This window comes from Acinetobacter sp. CAU_H_56, assembly GCF_058599425.1.
The window spans coordinates 991,798-1,013,965 of the sequence record NZ_CM178654.1 but is presented as its reverse complement, the minus strand read 5'-3'; the positions used below and the strand labels follow the sequence as shown (position 1 = coordinate 1,013,965).

20 protein-coding genes and 2 pseudogenes are annotated in these 22,168 nt (G+C 43.1%); 10 read left to right on the top strand and 12 right to left on the bottom strand.

Features of this window, described 5'->3' with window-relative positions:
• Position 1: 1 nt before the first annotated feature.
• The 7 genes from era to AC4MCC_RS04935 form a co-directional block, all read right to left on the bottom strand.
• On the bottom strand, positions 2-1,030 hold the full coding sequence (gene era, locus AC4MCC_RS04965) for a GTPase Era (protein ID WP_004784513.1): 1,029 nt from the start codon (positions 1,028-1,030) through the stop codon (positions 2-4).
• A complete protein-coding gene (gene rnc / locus AC4MCC_RS04960) occupies positions 1,030-1,728 on the bottom strand; it encodes a ribonuclease III (RefSeq protein ID WP_004784515.1) in 699 nt (232 codons plus the stop codon). Before rnc ends, era begins: the two co-directional genes overlap by 1 nt.
• Positions 1,700-2,071, bottom strand: coding sequence for a DUF4845 domain-containing protein (locus AC4MCC_RS04955; RefSeq protein ID WP_034171224.1), 372 nt, complete (start codon positions 2,069-2,071; stop codon positions 1,700-1,702). The genes rnc and AC4MCC_RS04955 overlap by 29 nt, the downstream gene beginning before the upstream one ends.
• 24 nt (positions 2,072-2,095) lie before the next feature.
• Positions 2,096-2,923 (bottom strand): signal peptidase I, encoded by an 828-nt coding sequence (lepB, locus tag AC4MCC_RS04950; RefSeq protein WP_159124070.1) that lies wholly within the window; start codon positions 2,921-2,923, stop codon positions 2,096-2,098.
• A 21-nt stretch (positions 2,924-2,944) separates the two neighbouring features.
• Positions 2,945-4,762: a translation elongation factor 4 gene (lepA, locus tag AC4MCC_RS04945; protein ID WP_419365365.1), complete on the bottom strand. Its 1,818-nt coding sequence runs from the start codon at positions 4,760-4,762 to the stop codon at positions 2,945-2,947.
• A 260-nt stretch (positions 4,763-5,022) separates the two neighbouring features.
• Positions 5,023-5,508 (bottom strand): acyl-CoA thioesterase, encoded by a 486-nt coding sequence (locus AC4MCC_RS04940; RefSeq protein WP_159124068.1) that lies wholly within the window; start codon positions 5,506-5,508, stop codon positions 5,023-5,025.
• Between the two features lie 124 nt (positions 5,509-5,632).
• Complete coding sequence (locus AC4MCC_RS04935; RefSeq protein WP_491885746.1) at positions 5,633-7,018, bottom strand: Do family serine endopeptidase; 1,386 nt, start codon at positions 7,016-7,018, stop codon at positions 5,633-5,635.
• A 236-nt stretch (positions 7,019-7,254) separates the two neighbouring features.
• On the opposite strand from AC4MCC_RS04935, the gene nadB reads away from it, so the two are divergent.
• Positions 7,255-8,883, top strand: coding sequence for an L-aspartate oxidase (gene nadB, locus AC4MCC_RS04930; protein ID WP_491876664.1), 1,629 nt, complete (start codon positions 7,255-7,257; stop codon positions 8,881-8,883).
• Between the two features lie 117 nt (positions 8,884-9,000).
• Here the strand turns inward: nadB and AC4MCC_RS04925 are convergent, their stop codons facing one another.
• The 4 genes from AC4MCC_RS04925 to pabC all read right to left on the bottom strand — a co-directional run bounded on the left by AC4MCC_RS04925 (position 9,001) and on the right by pabC (position 12,010).
• On the bottom strand, positions 9,001-9,441 hold the full coding sequence (locus AC4MCC_RS04925; RefSeq protein ID WP_171505604.1) for a PaaI family thioesterase: 441 nt from the start codon (positions 9,439-9,441) through the stop codon (positions 9,001-9,003).
• 91 nt (positions 9,442-9,532) lie between these two features.
• Positions 9,533-10,132 (bottom strand): dTMP kinase, encoded by a 600-nt coding sequence (tmk, locus tag AC4MCC_RS04920; RefSeq protein WP_419365369.1) that lies wholly within the window; start codon positions 10,130-10,132, stop codon positions 9,533-9,535.
• Between the two features lie 2 nt (positions 10,133-10,134).
• The gene (gene mltG, locus AC4MCC_RS04915; RefSeq protein ID WP_180139341.1) at positions 10,135-11,193 is read right to left on the bottom strand and encodes an endolytic transglycosylase MltG; all 1,059 of its coding nucleotides are present in this window, start codon (positions 11,191-11,193) and stop codon (positions 10,135-10,137) included.
• 1 nt (position 11,194) lies between these two features.
• Positions 11,195-12,010 (bottom strand): aminodeoxychorismate lyase, encoded by an 816-nt coding sequence (gene pabC / locus AC4MCC_RS04910; protein ID WP_419365371.1) that lies wholly within the window; start codon positions 12,008-12,010, stop codon positions 11,195-11,197.
• A 161-nt stretch (positions 12,011-12,171) separates the two neighbouring features.
• Between pabC and AC4MCC_RS04905 the strand changes: the two are divergent.
• The 8 genes and pseudogenes from AC4MCC_RS04905 (at position 12,172) to AC4MCC_RS04870 (ending at position 20,232) form a co-directional block, all read left to right on the top strand.
• Positions 12,172-13,182 (top strand): annotated as a pseudogene (locus tag AC4MCC_RS04905) (sulfate ABC transporter substrate-binding protein).
• A 174-nt stretch (positions 13,183-13,356) separates the two neighbouring features.
• Positions 13,357-14,373, top strand: coding sequence for a sulfate ABC transporter substrate-binding protein (locus tag AC4MCC_RS04900; RefSeq protein ID WP_491885745.1), 1,017 nt, complete (start codon positions 13,357-13,359; stop codon positions 14,371-14,373).
• A 30-nt stretch (positions 14,374-14,403) separates the two neighbouring features.
• Positions 14,404-15,009: an RBBP9/YdeN family alpha/beta hydrolase gene (locus tag AC4MCC_RS04895; protein WP_340835989.1), complete on the top strand. Its 606-nt coding sequence runs from the start codon at positions 14,404-14,406 to the stop codon at positions 15,007-15,009.
• Between the two features lie 86 nt (positions 15,010-15,095).
• On the top strand, positions 15,096-15,929 hold the full coding sequence (cysT, locus tag AC4MCC_RS04890) for a sulfate ABC transporter permease subunit CysT (RefSeq protein ID WP_004784537.1): 834 nt from the start codon (positions 15,096-15,098) through the stop codon (positions 15,927-15,929).
• On the top strand, positions 15,926-16,819 hold the full coding sequence (gene cysW, locus AC4MCC_RS04885) for a sulfate ABC transporter permease subunit CysW (RefSeq protein WP_491885744.1): 894 nt from the start codon (positions 15,926-15,928) through the stop codon (positions 16,817-16,819). Before cysT ends, cysW begins: the two co-directional genes overlap by 4 nt.
• Positions 16,820-16,830: 11 nt before the next feature.
• A complete protein-coding gene (locus AC4MCC_RS04880; protein WP_004784543.1) occupies positions 16,831-17,892 on the top strand; it encodes a sulfate/molybdate ABC transporter ATP-binding protein in 1,062 nt (353 codons plus the stop codon).
• A 51-nt stretch (positions 17,893-17,943) separates the two neighbouring features.
• Positions 17,944-18,867, top strand: a complete 924-nt coding sequence (locus AC4MCC_RS04875) for a CysB family HTH-type transcriptional regulator (protein WP_004784546.1) — start codon at positions 17,944-17,946, stop codon at positions 18,865-18,867.
• A gap of 111 nt (positions 18,868-18,978) precedes the next feature.
• Positions 18,979-20,232, top strand: a pseudogene (locus AC4MCC_RS04870) (outer membrane protein transport protein).
• Positions 20,233-20,293: 61 nt separating this feature from the next.
• Here AC4MCC_RS04870 and carO read toward each other — a convergent pair.
• A complete protein-coding gene (carO, locus tag AC4MCC_RS04865) occupies positions 20,294-21,016 on the bottom strand; it encodes an ornithine uptake porin CarO (RefSeq protein WP_491885743.1) in 723 nt (240 codons plus the stop codon).
• Positions 21,017-21,315: 299 nt separating this feature from the next.
• Between carO and dapD the strand changes: the two genes are divergently transcribed.
• A complete protein-coding gene (gene dapD / locus AC4MCC_RS04860; RefSeq protein WP_004784553.1) occupies positions 21,316-22,137 on the top strand; it encodes a 2,3,4,5-tetrahydropyridine-2,6-dicarboxylate N-succinyltransferase in 822 nt (273 codons plus the stop codon).
• Positions 22,138-22,168: the final 31 nt, after the last annotated feature.

Below are 22,168 nucleotides of genomic sequence, written 5' to 3'. Positions count from 1 at the left end.
TTTAAATGTCGCTATAACCTAGACTTTTCAGTGCCCGCTCATCATCAGACCAGCCGCCTTTGACTTTCACCCAAAGCGTTAGCATGATTTTCTGCTCGAACATTTTTTCCATGTCGACACGAGCATCCATACCGATTTTTTTCAGCTTGGAGCCTTTTTCACCAATCACAATGGCTTTCTGGCCAGCACGATCAACGAAAATAGTCGCATCAATATAAGTACATGCCGGCTTCATACGACCTGTTTTTTCGTTCAGGGTCGGCTCTTCAGTTTTGAAAGATTCGATCTGAACAGTTAAATCGTATGGTAGTTCTTCACCTAACTGACGCATGATCTTTTCACGGATAATTTCAGAGGCCAGGAAACGCTCTGAACGATCGGTAAGCTGATCCAGTGAATATAGCGGTGGCTGGAATGGCAGGTACTTGGCAATCGTATCGCGTAAGTGTTCGAGGTTGGCACCACGAAGTGCAGACACCGGTACGATTTCAGCAAAGTTCATCAGTTTGGCACGTTCACGAATCAGCGGTAAGGCCTCATTCTTGTTCTCGAACGTGTCCAGCTTGTTGATCACCAGAATGACTGGCATATCCGCATTTTTTAATTTCTCCAGAACAAGCTCATCGTTCTGGGTCCATTTTTGTGCATCAACTACAAACAGCACCAGGTTCACGTCACGCAATGCAGAGTGCGCAGCTCGATTCATCATTTTATTGATGGCACGCACTTCTTTCTTATGCATCCCCGGTGTATCAACAAATACTGCCTGAGATTTTTCACGTGAATCAATCCCTACGATTTTATGACGTGTGGTTTGTGGCTTACGTGAAGTAATCGAAAGTTTCTGGCCCAGTAAGTGGTTCATCAAGGTTGATTTACCCACGTTTGGGCGTCCGACAATCGCCACGAAACCGCTGCGATAATCAGAAGGAATTTCAGTACCCTGTGCACTGAAAAATTGACTAATCAAGTCATTGCTGTCGCTTTGCGACTCGTGATCAGCATCAATGTGATCGGAATGAGTAGTCATTAAGACTTATGCTCCAAATGTTTTAAAATATCTGCCGCAACCGCCTGTTCAGCGAATCGTCGGCTTGAACCTTCACCGGCCATGACCGGTAAGCCTTCTACCTGGCATTCCACTTTGAAATGCTGGTTCGGGGCATCACCCTGAATATCTACAACCTCGTAAACTGGGAGAGGTTTTTTACGTGCTTGTAAATATTCCTGTAGGCGTGATTTAGGGTCTTTCAGCTGGTCAGTTGGTTCTATATTGTCTAAATACGGTTCGTACCATTTTAGCACAATCGCCTGTAGTACAGTGAGATCACCGCAATCCACATAGATCGCACCAATAATGGCTTCGACCGTATCCGCAAGTATAGACTCACGATGATGACCACCCGATTTCAGCTCACCCGTACTGAGAATCAGGTTCTGACTCAATTTTAGATCATTGGCAATTTTCCCTAACGCTTCCTGTCGGACAAGAGTCGCACGCATACGCGTCAGACGGCCCTCGTTTTCCTGCGGGTAAGCAGTAAAGAGATAATTGGCTATGATCATCCCTAAAAGAGAATCGCCTAGAAATTCTAGGCGTTCATAGTTGTGTTTATGACTGACTGAACGATGGGTCAATGCCAGTTTTAACAGATCAGCTTGTTTAAACTGATAGCCGATCCGTTTGGCAAGACGCTCATCATTTAGTTTTGACTGTGCTTTGATCAAAATCTTTCTCAAACTTCATCACTAAATCGATATTCATTATAAAATTCTTGCGAATTTCATAATTCTTGTGCACCTGTAAACCATCAGTGTTGGTTACCTTGGCAATTTCATCAAACTTCAGATCGCGAATATTGTTCATTTCTAAACGCTGACCCATCTGCTGACGAAATTTTTCTGGTGCAATATTTGCCGGAGAACTCTTTAAAAGTTCCTCAATCTGATTGTCCACCATACGATCATCAAAGTATGGCCCCCAAACTGCAATCGCCACTTTGGCAAGAAAAGCAAACCCCACGATTGCAAATAAAATTCCAATATACGAAGCACCTTGTTGATGTTTCATTTTTTATTTTCCTGACTGAAATAATTAATCGATTATTCCGTTTCGACTAAACGATGGCAGTTTAAAGCCAGGTTCTTTATGCATCCAGATATAGAATGCGCGACCTGTTAAGTTTTCTTCCGGAACAAAGCCCCAGAAACGACTGTCAGCACTTTGATCGCGATTATCCCCCATCGCAAAGTAATGACCTTCTGGAACTTTCACTTCCCAATATAAACCATTTTCAGTTGAAAACTTACCATTTTCTATATAGTTAAGGAATGGAGCCTGACGAGCTACATTTACTCCTTCCAGTTCACGCATAGTGAAAGTATGTTCGCCAATGGTTTCTTTATGATAAATCGAATTTGGCGTATCCAGGCGATCTTTTTCACGGCTGAATTCTACTGGAACTTTTGCTACTTTCTCACCATTAATGGTTAACTGGCCATGATCATAAACAATATGATCACCTGGCAAACCAATTACACGTTTGATATAGCTAATCGTTGGTTGTGGCGGATAGCGGAAGACCACGACATCACCACGTTCCGGGCTACCTGTATCCAGAATTTTTGTATTTACAATTGGTAATTTCACACCATAGTCAAATTTATTGACCAGGATAAAATCACCGGTTTCCAGTGTTGGAACCATGGAGTCTGATGGAATATTGAAAGGTTCGTACAGGAAAGAACGCAATACTAAAACGACGGCCAAAACCGGCCAGAAATCATAAGCCCAGGTAATAATGAAGTTTTCATTGCCCTTGCCTTTGGTCTGTCGTTGTTTCAGAACAAACTTATCCAGCAACCAGACCGCGACGAAAAATAAGGTCGCAGGAACAAGAATCAAATTAAAATCAAAATCCATGGGCTTATTATCCTTATAGTATTAGCGTTCGACTTTCAGTACAGCTAAGAACGCTTCTTGTGGAATTTCAACACTACCCACCTGTTTCATACGTTTCTTACCTTCTTTCTGTTTTGCAAGAAGTTTCTTCTTACGTGATACGTCACCACCATAACATTTTGCCAATACGTTTTTACGCATTGCTTTTACGGTAGAACGGGCAATAATTTGCGCACCAATGGCCGCCTGAATTGCCACATCAAACATCTGACGAGGAATTAGATCTTTCATTTTTTCAACCAGTGCGATCCCACGATGACGTGCATCCTGACGGTGGCAGATCATTGCTAAAGCATCGACTTTTTCACCATTGATCAGGACATCCACTTTCACCAGTGATGAACTTTCAAAACGCACAAAGTTGTAATCTAGTGACGCAAAACCGCGTGAACAAGATTTCAATTTATCAAAGAAATCCATCACCACTTCGGCCATTGGAATTTCAAAAGTAACAGATACCTGATTCGCCATGAACTTCATGTCTTTTTGTACGCCACGGCGCTCAATACATAGGGTCATGACATTACCCAGGTATTCCTGTGGCACGAGGATATGACATTCTGCAATTGGTTCACGCAGGTCTTCAACAGTTGAACCATCTGGCATTTTTGACGGGCTGTCGATGTAAATGGTATTGCCATTCTTCATCACTGCTTCATAAATTACTGTTGGTGCTGAAGAAATCAGATCCAGATCGTATTCACGTTCTAAACGCTCTTGTACGATCTCCATGTGCAGCATACCTAAGAAGCCACAGCGGAAACCGAAGCCTAGAGCATCAGAACTTTCTGGTTCAAAGAACAGCGCAGAGTCATTAATTTGCAGTTTATGCAATGCTTCACGGAAAGGTTCAAAATCACTGGAATCAATTGGAAACAAGCCTGCATATACCTGTGGTTTTACTTTTTTGAAACCAGGTAATGTTGGAACTTCTGGAGTAGTTGCCAGTGTAATGGTATCACCCACTGGTGCACCAAAAATGTCTTTAATACCGGCAATCACGAAACCAACTTCACCCGCTTCAAGGATATCGGTTTCAGTATGCTTCGGATTAAAAATACCGACTGAAGTGATGATATGTGTCTGACCAGTCGATTTCACCAGCATCTTGTCGCCCTTGCGAACACGACCCTGTTTCACACGAACCAGAGATACTACGCCCAGGTAATTATCGAACCACGAGTCCACAATCAGTGCTTGTAGCGGTGCATCACGATCACCTGTAGGAGCCGGAATCGTATCTACCAAGGTTTCTAATACACTTTCAATACCTAGACCGGTTTTTGCTGAACAGGTCGGTGCTTCAGTCGCTTCGATACCAATAATATCTTCAATTTCCTGAATTACACGTTCAGGCTCGGCCTGCGGTAAATCAATCTTGTTCAGTACAGGAAGAACTTCAAGCCCCTGTTCAATCGCAGTATAGCAGTTTGCTACAGACTGGGCTTCTACCCCCTGGGCAGCATCTACCACCAACAGTGCACCTTCACACGCAGCAAGAGAGCGCGACACTTCATAAGAGAAATCCACGTGTCCCGGCGTATCAATGAAGTTCAACTGATATTCCTGACCATTAGGATGCTTATAGTTCAAGGTCACAGAAGTGGCTTTAATAGTAATCCCACGTTCGCGTTCAAGCTCCATGGAATCGAGTACCTGTGCCTGCATTTCACGATCCTGCAAACCACCACAAGTTTGAATGAACCGATCCGCCAGAGTCGATTTACCGTGGTCAATATGCGCAATAATCGAGAAGTTACGAATGTTTTTAATATCAACAGATTTTTTAGCTTGCGCCATGGGCTACCTTGAGAAAAAAACGCGCCATGCAATTTAAAAAGTCATTGCATAACAAAAGCCGAATAGAAATTGCCGAGGATTATAGCAGAATGGAGATACAGAAAAAGAATTATCTTTCTTCTCTCTTAGCTGTCTTAAGCACATGACCAGTTTTTTCTTATTTTTCTTTTCCTCAGCTTTTATCCAAGAAAACAGCTTGTTAAATGGGCTGCTTCCTATTTGGTAGCTCCCCTCTATTCAATCTCGATATCATCACCTTATTAGATTGATTCTTCTCTTATCACCTTTGCTTCTTCACTCAAATATAAAGTAGAAAAATCATAAGGGTTAATACTGTCTGAGAGAGGCTGATAAGCTTGGGTAAAACTTGGCGACATACGCTTCGGTCGACCCGACGCAATTTCGATACAGGCCCACTGCGTGCTACCGGTAAATAGGACATTCTGATCCTGCGGACGATAAAATGCATACTGTCTGAATGAATACAAGGCATTTAGATCACTTAACCAAGTTCGTAGAATCAGCTCATCCCCTTCAAATGCCGCCTTGCGATACTGGACATGATGTTCAACTGCAACCATGGCATGTTTAAGTTGCAGATACTCATTTAAACCGAGTCCTAATTGCTCGATATGCGCTGAGGCCACATCCTGCATCCACTGCACATAAACTACGTTATTCACATGTCCTAGACGATCAATATGTTCAGGTTGTACCTTCAAAACTTGGTCAAAAATACCGGTCACTTTTCTCTAATCCTTTATCGCAATTTTTTCTATGTACAGATTCTACAGAAATTATGCCTCGGGTAAATTGCGAAGAATAAAAAACCGCCTATACAAGCGGTCTTTTATTGAAGATTCATTTATTTTATGAAATGCGCATCCCGACAATGGCACGTTGACCCTGACGAATCAGACCGACACGGGCAACACTGCCTTTTTTTAGATCTGCCACAGCTTTCACAAACTGGTTACTGTTCAAGATTGCTTTACCATTGATTTGAGTCACGACATCATTGGGCATAATCCGTGCCTGAGCTGCGATTCCGTCTCTACGGACGTCCTGAATCACTACACCACCCTTAATCTCTAAACGCTCTTTTTCAGCCGGGCTTAATTCACGAATAGTAACGCCTAATACCGGACCTTTATTTGGCTGAGCCTGGTTACCTGCTTTGGCTGGCGTTTCATCTGGTGCAGTCGTGAGTGTTGCATTGATACTACGACGTTTATCATCACGTAATACTTCTAACTGGATCTGCTGTTTAGGTGCAGAACGGTTCAAATAGTTCAGCAACTGACTAGTGCGTGAAATATCAGTACCATTGTATTTTAAAATCACGTCACCGGCTTGTAGACCCGCTTTAGCCGCTGGCGAGTTTGGTGCCACCTGGGTAATTAAAGAACCTTCTGGCTTAGATAATTTATAAGATTCAGCCAAAGTACGGTCGATATCTTGCAGGCTTACACCCAGATAAGAACGGGTCACTTTACCATCACGTTTCAGCTGGTCAGCCACTTCCATAGCGACATCAATGGGAATCGAAAATGACAGGCCCATATAACCGCCAGTACCACTGAAGATTCGTGAGTTCACCCCAACCACTTCACCGCGCTGGTTAAATAGCGGTCCACCCGAGTTACCTGGATTCAGGGCCACATCAGTCTGAATAAATGGGACTGCGGTTTCGCCCATCATATTACGCATCTTGGCACTGACAATCCCGGCAGAAGCGGAGTAGTCAAAACCAAAAGGTGAACCGATTGCTAATACGGGTTCACCTACACGTAATTTATCAACATCACCAGTACGCAGTTCCGGGAAACCTGAACCATTGACTTTCAACAAAGCGACGTCGGTACGCTCGTCGCTTCCCACGACTGTCGCATCAATTTCCCGACGATCATTCAAGGTAATTGTCACTTTAGACGCATCTTCAACTACGTGGTGGTTGGTCAGCAGATAGCCATCCTTACTAATAAAGAAGGCACTCCCATATCCGGTTTTTTCCTGCGGTACACGTGGCTGCGGAATAATCACCTGATTACCAAAGAAACGGCGTAAAATTTCAGGAACCTGTTGTTGCAAGAGCTCTTCTTCGCTCATTTTCTTGACAACACTCACACTGACAACTGCCGGACTGACCTGATCAACCAGGTTAGAAAAATCGACGGGTGTTACTGCCTGTAACTGAGCAGCACTCATAGTAACAGTCGCTGCAAATAATCCTTTTTTAAAATCCAGAATTTTCATATAAATTATTCACCCAAATTGTTGATAAATTTATGTAAATAGGTTTTATCACAAACTTCATATATTTTAAGTAACAATATGTTCGAAAGCTTGAATGTTGGCAACCTTTAATTTTTGTAAAGCATTAAGTTAAAGCTTTTATTAATTTTTTTCATCAATAAATGAGCACTTAAACGCTTGCCTTTTTTACAAAAAAGCGCTCTGATTACCGGACTTTTTTCAATTAGCTGATGGACATGTCTAATTTTCCCCTTACCCATCATTTTGACGTGATCATTGTGGGCAGTGGTGGTGCCGGCCTAAGTCTAGCACTTTCTTTGCCTGAACATTTTAATATTGCAGTTCTTGCCAAATCTACCCTGACCGATGCCAGTACCTATTATGCACAAGGCGGCGTTGCAGCAGTACTGGATGAGACAGACTCGATTGAACAGCATATTGATGACACCATGATTGCAGGTGTACATCTGTGTGAAATGGATGCGGTGAAGCAGACGGTGGAAGGTGGTAAGCCTTCGGTGGATTTTCTGCTGAAACACGGCGTCCAATTCACCCTGGATGAGCAGGAACAATTACATTTGACCCGTGAAGGCGGCCATTCACAGCGCCGAATCATTCACGCAGCTGATGCGACTGGGCGTGCCATTTCTACCACGTTGGTACAGCGCGCTCAGGAAAAAGAAAATATTACCATCTTTGAAAATTACATTGCGATTGACCTGATCTGCTCACAAAAACTGGGCCTAGATAGTGAAAATCGCGCTTTAGGTTTATATGCACTCAATGAAGCAAGTGCACAAGTCCATACCTTTCTAGCCCCTTTTACTGCCCTGGCTTGTGGCGGTGCGATGAAAGCCTATCTTTATACTTCCAATCCAGATATCGCGACCGGTGATGGAATTGCGATGGCTTATCGTGCCGGTTGCCGGGTTGCGAATATGGAATTCAACCAGTTCCATCCGACCTGTTTATATCATCCGCAAGCCCGTTCATTCCTGATCACAGAAGCTATGCGTGGTGAAGGTGCGTATTTACGCCTTCCTGATGGCGAGCGCTTTATGCTGCGCTTTGATGAACGAGCAGAACTGGCACCACGTGATATTGTGGCGCGTGCAATTGACTATGAGATTAAACGTCTGGGCATTCGTCATGTCTGGCTGGACATTACCCATAAAGATGAAAGCTTCATCAAGGAACATTTCCCGACCCTTTATGCACGTCTGCTAGAGCTTGGCATCGACATCACTAAGGAAATGATTCCTGTGGTTCCTGCTGCGCATTATACCTGTGGTGGTGTGGTCGTAGATGAAAATAGCCAAACCGATATTGCCGGACTCTATGCCATTGGTGAAACTTCTTATACTGGCTTGCACGGTGCTAACCGCATGGCCAGTAACTCACTTTTAGAATGTTTTGTATATGGCATGAGTGCTGCCAAACATATTCAGGAAAATTTCAAGGCAGATCAAGCACTCCCTGAGGTACCAGAATGGGATGATTCTCAGGTCACTAATCCTGATGAAGATGTAGTTATTTTGCAAAACTGGGACGAGCTGCGTCAGACCATGTGGAACTATGTCGGTATTGTGCGTACCACTAAACGCCTGGAACGTGCCCTGCACCGGATTGAGATGTTGAAGAAAGAAATTACCGAGTACTATCAGGATTATCAGGTGAGCAAAAACCTGATCGAGCTGCGTAATCTGGTACTCGTTTCAGAGATGATCGTGCGTTGTGCCATGCAACGTAAGGAATCCCGTGGCCTGCATTTCACCCTGGATTATCCAGAATTACTGCCTGAGCTACGCAAAACTGTACTGATTCCACCAAGTTTTGAAGTAGAAACTCCTTTGGTGAATGCTTAAAGATATAAATAAGGCAGATAATATTTTTAAATGTTATCTGCCTTTTCTTTGGCCCTGATTTTTTAAGTTTTTAGAATAATCAGGATTTAAATAAAGCATATGATTTGTATGAGTTAATCAGCATTTTAAGGAATGCACGTGTTCTTTACGTGGTGGAACCGAATAGGTCGCTGTCACATGGGCAACCGGCTCTTCCTGATCAATCGAATAAATCCAGACTTCTCCCACAATGAGTGCCTTCCCCACTTTCATCAATTTACTTTCCCCTCGCAGATCGACTCCGCCTGAAGGTTTACGCAGAAAATTAATATTCAAGTTCGTGGTCACTGCCAGACCAACCAGTCCAATCTCACCAAGGATCGCGATATATAAAGCGAGATCAGCCAAGGTCATCATGGTGGGTCCAGACACTGTGCCGCCGGGACGTAATTCCTGCTCACTCACGCGATACAGCACGGTTGCGCCCTGAGGCACTACAGCCTCGATCTGGCACTTTTCCAGGCTCTGCGGAAATTCCTGCTGTAAAAACTGGATGATTTCTTCTCTTGTACTTTTCATCATGTTTTATCTTCCTGATTTATTCCAATATAGAAGATTCTTCCTTGAAATAACTAGAGAAAAGTATGCCAAAAATGTCTTTAGAATAAAATTATTTTAAATAAGACAGCGCCTGTTCAAACACCTGATCCGGTGTTTGAGTCGCATCCAGACGTTTAATCCGCTCTGGATGACGCTGGCATAGCGTGGCATACCCGGCGCGAACTTTCTCAAAGAAAGTAACTTTCTCTTGCTCAAACCGATCCAGAGCACCTCGGGCACGAGCGCGATTCATACCCAGTTCAATCGGTGCATCCAGCCAGAACGTAATATCCGGCATACGTTCCACAAAATTTTGATTTAACAGATTCAGCTTGTCTTCACTGAGTCCACGTCCTGCACATTGATAGGCAAAACTGGCATCACTAAAGCGATCACATAAGACAATTTTTCCAGCATTTAAAGCGGGTAAAATCACTTGTGCCAGATGCTGGGCACGTGCCGCATACATCAACAATAACTCTGTATCATGGCACATCGCTTCTTCGTGGTTTACGGCCAATAACAGCGAACGAATCTGTTCTGCCATTGGTGTGCCACCCGGCTCGCGGGTCAACACGACCTCTTTACCTTGAGCAATAAAATCATCATAGATACGACGAATGAGTGTGGTTTTCCCTACACCCTCAGTGCCTTCAAAGCTGATAAACATGCTCATTCCTTATTTTTTGAACGTAAAACAGAGAGATACTCTTGTACTGCTCTATTGTGGTCTTGCAGACTACTGCTGAATTTATGCCCACCATTACCCGTTGCAACAAAATAAATATTTTGTGAATTGTCCGGATGCATCGCTGCTTCAATGGCTTTCTTGCTTGGCAAGGCAATCGGTGTCGGTGGCAAGCCAGCCATGGTATAGGTGTTATAAGGTGTTGGATTGCGTAGATCCTGACGGGTGATATTCCCTTTGTAATTCTCACCCATACCATAAATTACGGTTGGATCTGTCTGTAGGCGCATGCCGATTTTCAAACGGCGCACAAATACACCAGATACCTGTTGTAACTCGCTATCCAGACTGGTTTCTTTTTCAATGATCGATGCCATGATCAGCGCTTCATATTTATTCTGATATGGCAGATCTGAAGCACGTTTTTCCCAAGCCTGATCCAGAGACTTCATCTGGCGCTGATAAAGATCAGTCAGAATCTTGCGATCCGTTTCGCCTTTGGCAAAGAAATAGGTATCTGGAGCGAACAGACCTTCAGGATGATTAAATGGAATATTGAGTTCTTTGAGCAATTGATCGGTTGGCAAATTCACCACTTCTTTAGTCACCAGATCATCTTTCTTTAAGGCATCAATCAGCTGTTTAAAAGTCGTGCCTTCGATGACCAAGATCCGGTTCATCTGAGCATTTTCTGCATTGGAAATCATGTCCAGTACTGCACGGATGCTCATACCTTGAGGAATTTCATAGACACCCGCCTTCATGGTGTCATGAATCATGATGCGCTGATACAGTTTTAAAATAATCGGAAAGCTGACATGATTTTCTTTGGCGAGCCGATCAATAAATCCAGAATAGGTTTCACCGTTACTAATTGCCAGTAACTGTTTTTGACCTTCTACAGGATAATCTTTCCATAGGCTAGCTTTCAGGATCAACCCTAGAACCAGGAGTATCCCGATTAGAAATAGAACTATCCCTTTCATGAAACCAGGGCGTTTGGCATTATTTTTCTTTTTGGTTTTAGACTTGGAAGCTGACATATTAATAAGGCATCTGATTCAATCGAAGACGGTTAAAAAGTTCAATACAAGCATCTACATTTAAAGCACGCTGCTCAAATTGAGTGGCAATTTTCATCGGACTGAGCGCATTGCAGAAAAACAGGCTGTCGATATGAGGAATTTCATCCATTTCCACATCACGCTGCTGACAGATAATGCCCTGATCCTGCATACGTTGCAAAATTTCTGCACGCATTACACCGAAGACGCCATTATAACGAAGTTCTGGTGTAATCCATGTATTGTTTATACGAATGAAGCAATTACTGCTCACCCCTTCAACAATTGTACCCTGCACATCAGTTACCAGTGCTTCCGGCCAGCCATGCTGATCCGCTTCCTGTTTAAGCAAAACCTGTTCCAGACGGTTTAAGGTTTTCAGCCCCACCAGATTCGGCATACTGAGGCCAATGGCCTGTTGCAATACACCCGCCTGAATATGCTCATAACTGAAGTCCTGTACAGTTTTCGGATAATAGAACACCCAAAGATCTGCCGGATGGTCTGGCAGGCTATAACCACGCTGTCCTATACCACGACTCAGTACAATCTTTAAGGTTCCGTTCAATTCAGCTTCTGATTTCAGTAACGCTTGCAAACTTTTTTCAATCAGGTCCAGATTAGCCTGCAAACTTAATTTTTGCTGGCTCATTCTTAAACGGGCTAGATGACGGTCTGCTAACTCGATCCGGTTTCGACGGATGCGCGCGGTAGTAAAGCAGCCATCTCCATAATGAAAGGCACGATCCAGCACATCTATATCTTTGACGGGTTGAGCATTTTTTAAATACAGCATGCTTTTAAGGCCTCTCTGGTGACGGATAGAGCGATGAAATATAAGCTCTGCCTATATATCTGTTTTACTCACATAAAATTCGTTTTTAATTATTTTTTATGCAAAAAATCTCCAGCTATTCTTGCCCCATCCAACAAAACAAAGAAACATTTGAGGCAAATATGAACATCCGTAAATTAAAAATTGGGGTATTGGCAGCACTGATTTCGGCAACCGCTTTTAGCGTATCTGCAAAAGACTTCCTGAACGTGTCTTATGACCCAACTCGCGAATTGTACGATAACTTTAATAAAGAATTCAGTGCTTACTGGAAAAAATCTACTGGCCAAGATGTGAACTTTAAACAGTCACATGGCGGTTCAGGCAAACAGGCACGTGCTGTCATTGATGGTCTGAATGCGGACGTCGTGACTTTGGCTCTAGCTGCAGATATCGATGAGATTGCAGCACGCGGCCTGCTACCAAAAGACTGGCAGAAAAAATTCCCACAAAACTAGACACCTTATACCTCAACCATCGTTTTCCTGGTGAAAAAAGGTAATCCTAAAGGCATTAAAGACTGGGGCGATTTGGTGAAACCGGGCGTAGAAATCATTACACCAAACCCAAAAACTTCTGGTGGCGCGCGCTGGAACTATTTGGCAGCGTGGACTTGGGCGAAACACCAACCAAGCGGTAATGATACTAAAGCTCAAGAATTTGTTCGCCAGATCTACAAGCAAACTAAAGTACTCGACTCAGGTGCACGTGGTTCAACCACCACTTTTGCTGAACGTGGGATCGGTGATGTATTGCTGGCTTGGGAAAATGAAGCACATTTAGCCATTCGTGAACAGCCAGGCAAGTTCGAAATCATTACCCCTTCTTTGTCGATTCTGGCTGAACCACCAGTAGCAATCGTTGAAAAGAATGCTAAAAAGGACGGTAATGAAAATCTGGCTAAAGCTTATTTGAACTACCTGTACTCACCTGCGGGTCAAACGGTTGCTGCAAAGAATTTCTATCGCCCACGTAATGCGGCAGTATTAAAACAATACAGTAATGTCTTTAAATCGCTGAAGCTGGTGACCATTGATAAAGAGTTTGGTGGCTGGGACAAGGTACAGAAAAAACACTTTGCCAATGGCGGTATCTTTGACCAGATTGTAAAAGCCAATAGTTCAAAATCTTGATAAGAAAGAATTCAAACAATGGCCTTATTGAATAAGGCCATTGTCATATCAGAGACTTACCAAACCACTTATCTTATATTTTCATATAAAATTCATTTTTAATTATTTTTTATGCATAAAGAATAGGTTTATTCTGCACTCATGTTACAAAACGTGTAAGAGTTTGAGGTTCACATGAGCATTTCAACAAAACTAAAACTAGGGGTTCTGGCGGCTGTTATTTCAGCAACTTCATTTTCTGCTGCAGCACGCGACTTTCTGAATGTCTCTTATGATCCGACGCGTGAACTCTATGAAGACGTCAACAAAGAATTTGGTAAATACTGGAAAAGCCGTACTGGCCAAAGCATCAACTTCAAACAGTCACATGGTGGTTCAGGTAAACAGGCACGTGCCGTGATTGATGGTTTGGATGCCGATGTCGTAACTTTGGCATTAGCCGCTGACATTGATGTACTGGTCGAAAAAGCCAAACTGTTACCTTCAGACTGGCAGAAAAAATTACCACAAAACTCGACACCATATACTTCTACCATCGTATTCCTGGTACGTAAAGGCAATCCAAAGGGTATCAAGGATTGGGGTGATCTGGTAAAACCAGGTGTAGCGATTATCACACCAAATCCTAAAACTTCAGGCGGTGCACGCTGGAACTATTTAGCAGCTTGGGCATATGCCAAACACTTACCGGGTGGTAACGACAAAACTGCACAAGAATTTGTTCGTAAAATCTATAAACAAACCAAAGTACTTGATTCAGGTGCGCGTGGTTCAACCACCACTTTTGCTGAACGTGGCATCGGTGACGTACTACTGGCTTGGGAAAATGAAGCACATTTAGCCCTTCGTGAACAACCGGGCAAGTTTGAAATTGTGACTCCTTCCCTATCAATTCTGGCTGAGCCACCCGTGGCGATTGTTGAAAAGAATGCTAATAAAAAAGGCAACAAATACCTGGCTCAAGGTTATCTGAACTTCTTGTATTCACCACTGGGTCAGGAAATCTCAGCACGTAACTTCTATCGCCCACGTAATGAAAAAGTGCTGGCGAAATACAACCAAGTCTTTAAGCCATTAAAACTGGTAACTATTGATCAGGAGTTTGGTGGCTGGGATAAAGTACAGAAAGCCCACTTTGAAAATGGTGGTGTTTTTGACCAGATCGTTAAAGCTAACAGCGCAAAAAAATAATTTAAGCTGATTTCATACAGGAGCATCGACATGACTCATACGCTTATTGTTCCCGGTGTAGGTGGCAGTGAATACAATCACTGGCAAACCTGCCTGCAACACCGGCTCATGCGTTGCTCCCGTGTGCAGCAAAAAGACTGGAATCATCCGGTACTGGATGTATGGGTCGCAGAATTTGTTAAAACTCTGCAAGCCATTCCAGATGATGTACAAATTGTGGCACATAGCTTTGGCTGTTTGACCAGCGTGGCAGCACTGGCCCAGCATCCTGAACTGAATACTAAAGTCAAAAATCTGGTTCTGGTTGCACCTGCCAATCCGGCACGTTTTGGGGAAAATGGTTTTGCCCGTGATAGCCAGACAGATTACAGCGCCTATTTTCAGCAGCTCAAGATTCAGGCTCCAACGACTTTGTTGATCAGTGAAAATGATCCATGGCTAAGTTTTGAAGATGCTCAGGTTCTGGCGAAAGCCTGGAAAATCAAACCGATTAATCTGGGAGCTGTAGGTCATGTCAATGTTGCTTCCGGTTTTGGTCCTTTCCCTGAAATTGAACAATATTTAATTTCAGAAAAGGCTATGCACCATATCAGCAAAGTTGATGAGAGCAAGTATTATTTTAAATTTGCATTTTAGTCCCTGCAAATTATGCTTGTGCCGATTCTATTTTCTAATTTTCGCTGGTTAACTTTAACCAGCATTCTCTCTTTTGAGGAGTAATCATGTCGCAGCGATCCCGAGTGCTGCCAGGATTTGGTCTTTCTCTAGGCTTTACCCTAGCGTATTTGTCATTAATCGTTCTGATCCCGCTATCTGCCGTTTTTATTAAATCACTCGGCATTGGCTGGGAAGGCTTATGGGAAATTCTGAGCTCTGAACGTATCTTGAAATCATTACAGCTAAGCTTTAGTTCAGCCATTATTGCTGCTTTGATTAATGTAGTTTTTGGCCTGTTACTGGCATGGTGTCTGGTGCGTTATAGCTTTCCGGGCAAACGTATTGTCGATGCACTGGTCGATCTGCCTTTTGCCCTGCCAACCGCAGTTGCCGGTATTGCTCTGACTTCTTTATATGCACCGACTGGCTGGATTGGTCAGTATTTAGATCCAATCGGCATCAAGGTAGCTTATACCCCGATCGGTATTACCTTGGCTTTGATCTTTATCGGTATTCCTTTTGTGGTCCGTACGGTACAGCCGGTTCTCTCTGATTTAGAAACCGAACTGGAAGAAGCGGCATCTGCACTTGGTGCAAACCGTTTCCAGATCGTCACCAAAGTCATTTTCCCAATTCTGCTGCCAGCACTGATCACAGGTTTTGCATTGGCCTTTGCACGTGGTGTCGGTGAATATGGCTCGGTCATTTTCATTGCCGGTAATCAGCCCTTTGAAACTGAAATTGCACCCTTAATGATCATTTCCCGTCTGGAAGAATATGACTATGCCGGTGCGACCACAATTGCTGTAGTGATGCTGCTCATTTCCTTTGTAATGCTCTTCCTGATTAACTTATTGCAAGCTTGGGCGAGCCGTCGTACCGGGAGAACTGCACGATGAGTTTAAATACCAACAGCAATGCGCTGGCTGAAAAATTACAATCCCGCGATGCGACTCGTGAGCCGACCTGGGTACGTTATACCCTGATTGCGATTGCACTGATCTTTTTTTTAAGCTGCCTGATTCTGCCTTTAGCTCTGGTCTTTGTTGAAGCGTTTAAACAAGGCGTTGGCGTATATACGCAAGCCCTTGTTCATCCAGATACTTTATCTGCGGTCAAACTGACCTTGCTAACGGCTGTGATCGCGGTACCGATGAATGTAGTATTCGGCGTAGCTGCAGCCTGGTCAGTGGCGAAGTTTAACTTCCCGGGTAAATCAATTTTGACCACCATTATCGATATGCCTTTCTCGGTATCACCTGTTATTGCAGGTTTGATGCTGGTACTGATTTTCGGTACTCAAGGCTGGATGGGTGGCTGGTTGATGGATAATGACATCAAGATCCTTTACGCCGTTCCTGCGATTGTTTTAGCAACTGTATTTATTACCGTGCCTTTTGTAGCACGTGAGCTGATCCCTTTAATGGAAGCGCAAGGTACTGAAGAAGAAGAAGCTGCGATTGTGCTCGGTGCATCTGGCTGGCAAACCTTCTGGAAAGTGACCCTGCCAAATATCAAATGGGGTCTGATTTACGGCGTAATCCTGTGTAATGCCCGCGCCATGGGTGAGTTCGGTGCAGTATCAGTGGTTTCTGGCCATATTCGTGGTGAAACCAACACTTTGCCGCTACACGTCGAAATTCTATATAACGAATATACCTTTAGTGCTGCGTTTGCCGTGTCATCGCTCCTGGCTCTCCTCGCAATTGTGACTCTGGTTCTGAAAACCTGGGTTGAACTGCGCCAGGAAAAACAAGACAAACGTAATGATGATTCAACAGTTTCTTAAGGAATGCCCACATGAGTATTCAAGTTAAAAATATTGAAAAACACTTTGGTGCATTCCATGCACTAAAAAACATTTCTCTGGATTTCCCGGATGGTCAGCTGGTTGCCCTGCTCGGTCCTTCAGGCTGCGGTAAAACGACTCTGCTTCGTATCATTGCTGGTCTGGAATCTGCTGACGGTGGTCAGGTGATTCTGGAAGGCCAGGATGCAACCAATGTCCACGTACGTGAACGTGAAGTGGGTTTTGTATTCCAGCACTATGCCCTGTTCCGTCACATGACTGTATTTGATAACGTGGCCTTTGGTCTGCGTGTCCGTCCACGCTCTACTCGTCCATCGGAAGCAGAAATTAAAAAACGTGTGACCCGTTTGCTTGATCTGGTTCAGTTAGGTTTCCTAGCAGACCGTTACCCGGCTCAGCTTTCTGGTGGTCAGCGTCAGCGTATTGCTTTAGCTCGTGCACTAGCCGTTGAGCCACGTGTACTGTTACTGGATGAACCGTTCGGTGCACTAGATGCCAAAGTCCGTAAAGAACTGCGCCGCTGGTTACGTACCCTGCATGATGAACTGCACATTACTTCAATTTTCGTAACTCACGATCAGGAAGAAGCCTTAGAAGTTGCCGATCAGATCGTGGTGATGAACAAAGGTAATGTAGAACAGATCGGTTCACCACGTGAAGTGTATGAAACACCGAAAACACCATTTGTGTTTGACTTCCTGGGACAAGCCAACCGTTTCGAAGGTCAGAACAATGGCGGCATACTTCAGCTAGGTGAAGACCGTATCCAGTTCGATGCCGCTAAACAGGCAGCTCAGGGTAATGTCATTGTGTTTGCTCGCCCGGATGAACTGCGTATTCATGCACAACCACAAGAGAATGCGATTCAGGCCACATTTATTCGTGAACTCTGGATTGCAGGAAAAGTCGTTGCGGAACTGAATGACCGCCAAGGCAATCTGATTGAAATTTCACTGACACCAGAAGAAGCCCGTGCTCATCAATTCCGTCCGGATCAAACTGTTTGGTTGAGTGCATTAAATCTGCATTTATTTGAAAACCAGGTCGCGTAAGACTGGAAGATGGGGCTTTTAAATGCCCATCCTCTTATAGGGTAAAGAATTATGAATTTCCAACAACTAAGAATTATTCGAGAAACTGTTAGACAGAATTTTAACTTAACTGAAGCCTCAGCCGCGCTTTACACTTCGCAGTCAGGTGTCAGTAAGCATATTAAAGACTTGGAAGATGAGCTTGGTGTACAGCTATTTATCCGTAAAGGTAAACGCTTATTAGGATTAACTGAACCAGGCCAGGCACTTCTTGGCATTGTAGAGCGTATGCTGGTTGATGCAGACAATATCAAACGTCTTGCAGATGACTTTAACAAGGTCGATGAAGGTACATTAACGATTGCAACGACGCATACCCAAGCACGTTATGTATTACCGCCAATCGTGAATCAGTTCAAAAAAGAATTTCCGAAAGTTCATCTGATTTTGCAACAAGCCAGTCCAATGGAAATTACCGAAATGCTTCTTCAGGGTGAAGCAGATATCGGGATTGCGACTGAAGCCTTAACGACTGAAGAAAATCTGGCGAGTGTGCCTTATTATAACTGGCAGCACAGTATTATTACGCCGCAAAATCACCCGTTGAATAGCAAAGAACAGGTACGTATTGAAGACCTCGCTGGCTATCCGATTATTACTTATCACGGTGGTTTTACAGGTCGTTCTAAAATCGACTCAGCCTTTGAAGAAGCCGGTGTAGATGTTGATATTGTAATGTCAGCTCTGGATGCCGATGTGATTAAAACTTATGTCGAGCTCAACATGGGTGTCGGCATTGTCAATGATCTGGCTTATGATCCAGAACGTGACTATCGTCTGAAACAGATTAAAACCGATATTTTCGGAGTAAATACTACCTGGATCGCCGTACGTAAAGGTCACTTATTACGTGGTTATGGTTATGAGTTTATTTCTTTATGCTCACCAGATGCGGACATCAAGGCACTTAAAAAAGTGGCTTATCCAGATGAATAATATGGATTATGCTTTCTAAATTGAAGAGGCGTATTGCCTCTTTTTTTAATTTTAACAGTAGATTATTTCATTAAAAATCAAGCATAATTACAGTATAATTCAATAAATTATATTAATGATGAGCTACAGATTTTCCCTCTTGGGATGTGGACTGATTTTTTCTGGGACAAGTTTTGCAGCAGCTTTTGAGCAATCTAATCAAACTATCCAGTCCTTTTTTGAAAAGGAACATTATGCCGAAGTGTCATTTGCCTGGACAAACCCCAATGTCAGCGGTCAAGTACAGCCTACCGAAATATTAGAGCAATTAGGTATTCAGGATTTTTCTACGGGTCAGCTTGCGAATAATCAGCTGGTTATTAATGCTGCATTAAAACTACAGCTTCATCCTTAGATCTCCTGGGGTTTATTTACGATCAGCCCTTCTATGTCGATGTTGCATATCAACATAGTCCAGTTTTTGCAGGTGAACCTACAGATATTGAAGCAGCCGATATTGAGTTTGATAGTCATAATCTGACTTCCATTCTTGGATATCAGCCTGATCCAAACTGGAATCTCTATGCAGGACTAAGTTATCAGGCCTTAGAAGGTAATTTAAGTTTGGTAGGTGAATCTTTTTCAGTCTTTAATGGTTATCACGTTCAGCTTGAACAAAATGCTGCTTGGGGTTGGCTCGCTGGAATGAGCTATCAAATTCCTGAGTATTTCTTTAGAAGTTCGCTGACTTATCGTTCAGCCATAAACCATCAACTGGAAACCACAGAATCAATTGCAGTCGGTATACCTACGTCAAACTTTACGAAAGTACAAACACCGCAGTCTATTAATTTAGATATTCAGACCGGACTTCCCTCTCAGAATATTTTTTACGCGAGTTTACGCTGGGTAAATTGGCAAGATTTTGTCATTCAACCACCAAAATTCAGTGCAGTGATTGATTATGCCGCCTTGGAATTTCCTGAAGTAAAAGATATCAAGATGATCGATTATCAGGAGGATCAATGGTCGGCTAAATTTGGAATCACCCATCAATGGCCTTCTTCTATGATTAATTCTTTTGAAATCTTATGGGACTCAGGTACGGGAAATCCAGCTTCTACCTTGAATCCGAGTGACGGCTATTGGGGAGTCAGTTTGGGCTATTTTCAGAATTTTCAAAAACACTGGTTTCAGAATTTTCAAAAACACTGGTTTCAGAATTTTCAAAAACACTGGGATATTGCTACAGGACTGTATTATTTAAAATTCCAGAAGCCTAAAACAGATACAAACGCTGCTATACCCCAGTTCGTAGGCTTATCCGCAGTAGATGATAACGATGTTTGGGTGGTCGGTATGAAGTTGGGCTATCATTTTCAATAGCTTTTAATAAATAAAAAAACGAGCCGAAGCTCGTTTTTTTATTAGGTTTAGTAGCTATGATTTAGAAGCGGAAGCTTACACCCAGTTTTGCTACTGGAAGCCATTCGTATTTATTATCTTCACGAATTTCACGTTCTTCATCTCTTACAGCTTGTTCAAATTCAGCTTGACGCGCTTCTACAGTTCCTTCACTTACTAAATTAACGCGTGGGTTACCATTATAGTATGCACCTAGCTCGCCAAATACACCCCAACGGTTAGTGATTGCTGGAGAGAAACCAATACCTACATACGGTGCAATATTATTTTTGTAGGATAATTGACCATTCAGTCGCACCCCATCTGCACCAGCTGTAAAATCTCGGCCATTTACTGTAAAACCACGCTCTGGATCTACTCGACGATCGATATCATAGTCATTATCAATATATGCTACACCGGCAGCCATATAGAACCAGTTCGCCCAAGGACGAATCTCAGCGTTCAAGTAAGTCAGGTTATTATCCATATCCAGGTCATATTTAGAACCGTTGATTGATAAATCATCTGACCATGAAATATCACCACCATTATAACCTAGAGTAACACCTACATAAGGGTTAGCATTCCAAGAGATCGCGCCACCGTAACCGGTAGTACCGACTTCAGCACGAACAGCTGCAGGTTTAAAGAAAGAGAATTCAGCTACGCCTTCATCTGTTACGATTGTTTCATCAGCAGCCATGACAGATCCAGCTGTGGCAGCTAGAACGGATACTGCTAAAAGTTGATATAAAGCTTTCATTATTTCTCTCCTCAAAAGAACTTTTTTTTCATCATTAGTTATTTGTGATGAGCTCAATATAAAGGAGCCAATGAATATTTTTTATTCGTGTTTTGCTGAGCTTTTGTTATTTTTTGATACATATTAATTTTTCTTGTTGAATGATAAGCCTTTTTTAAACAATGTTTGTACATATCTAAAATACGAAAAGGATACTAATCACTTTACTTGCGAATTTAATTCAGCACCCTTCCTAGTTTTCCATCTTTTTAGAGCAATATAGTGTAAAATATCGGAAATTTTTTTCTGGAAGGAAGATCATGTCTCAGCTTTCAACAATCATTGAACAAGCGTTTGAAGACCGTGCGAATTTCACAGCAGCAGACTGTCCTGCTGAAATCCGTCAAGCAGTTGAGGAAGTAATTGCTGGCCTGGACAATGGTACTTTACGTGTTGCTGAAAAAATCGAAGGTGAATGGGTTGTTCATCAATGGATTAAGAAAGCGGTATTGTTATCATTTAAATTAAACGATAACAAACCAATGGAAGCTTGTGATCTTCGCTTCTACGACAAAGTAGATACTAAATTCTCTGACTGGACTGACGAGCAGTTTAAAGCTGCTGGCGTACGTGTTGTTCCTCCGGCGGTAGCGCGTAAAGGTTCTTTCCAGGCGAAAAACGTGGTACTGATGCCTTCTTATGTGAACATCGGTGCTTATGTAGATGAAGGTACAATGGTCGATACTTGGGCAACTGTAGGTTCATGTGCTCAAATTGGTAAAAATGTTCACTTGTCTGGTGGTGTAGGGATCGGTGGTGTTCTTGAACCGCTTCAAGCTAACCCAACTATTATTGAAGACAACTGTTTCATCGGTGCACGTTCTGAAATCGTTGAAGGCGTAATCGTTGAAGAAGGTTCTGTCATTTCAATGGGCGTATTCATTGGTCAATCTACCAAGATTTATGACCGTGAAACTGGCGAAATCCATTATGGCCGCGTACCTGCTGGTTCTGTTGTGGTATCAGGCAGCCTGCCATCTAAATGCGGTAAATACAGCTTATATGCAGCTGTAATCGTGAAAAAAGTAGATGCGAAAACTCGTGCTAAAACTAGCCTGAACGATCTGCTTCGCGAAGACTAAGATGTCTTAACCTAGAGGACACATTTGTGTT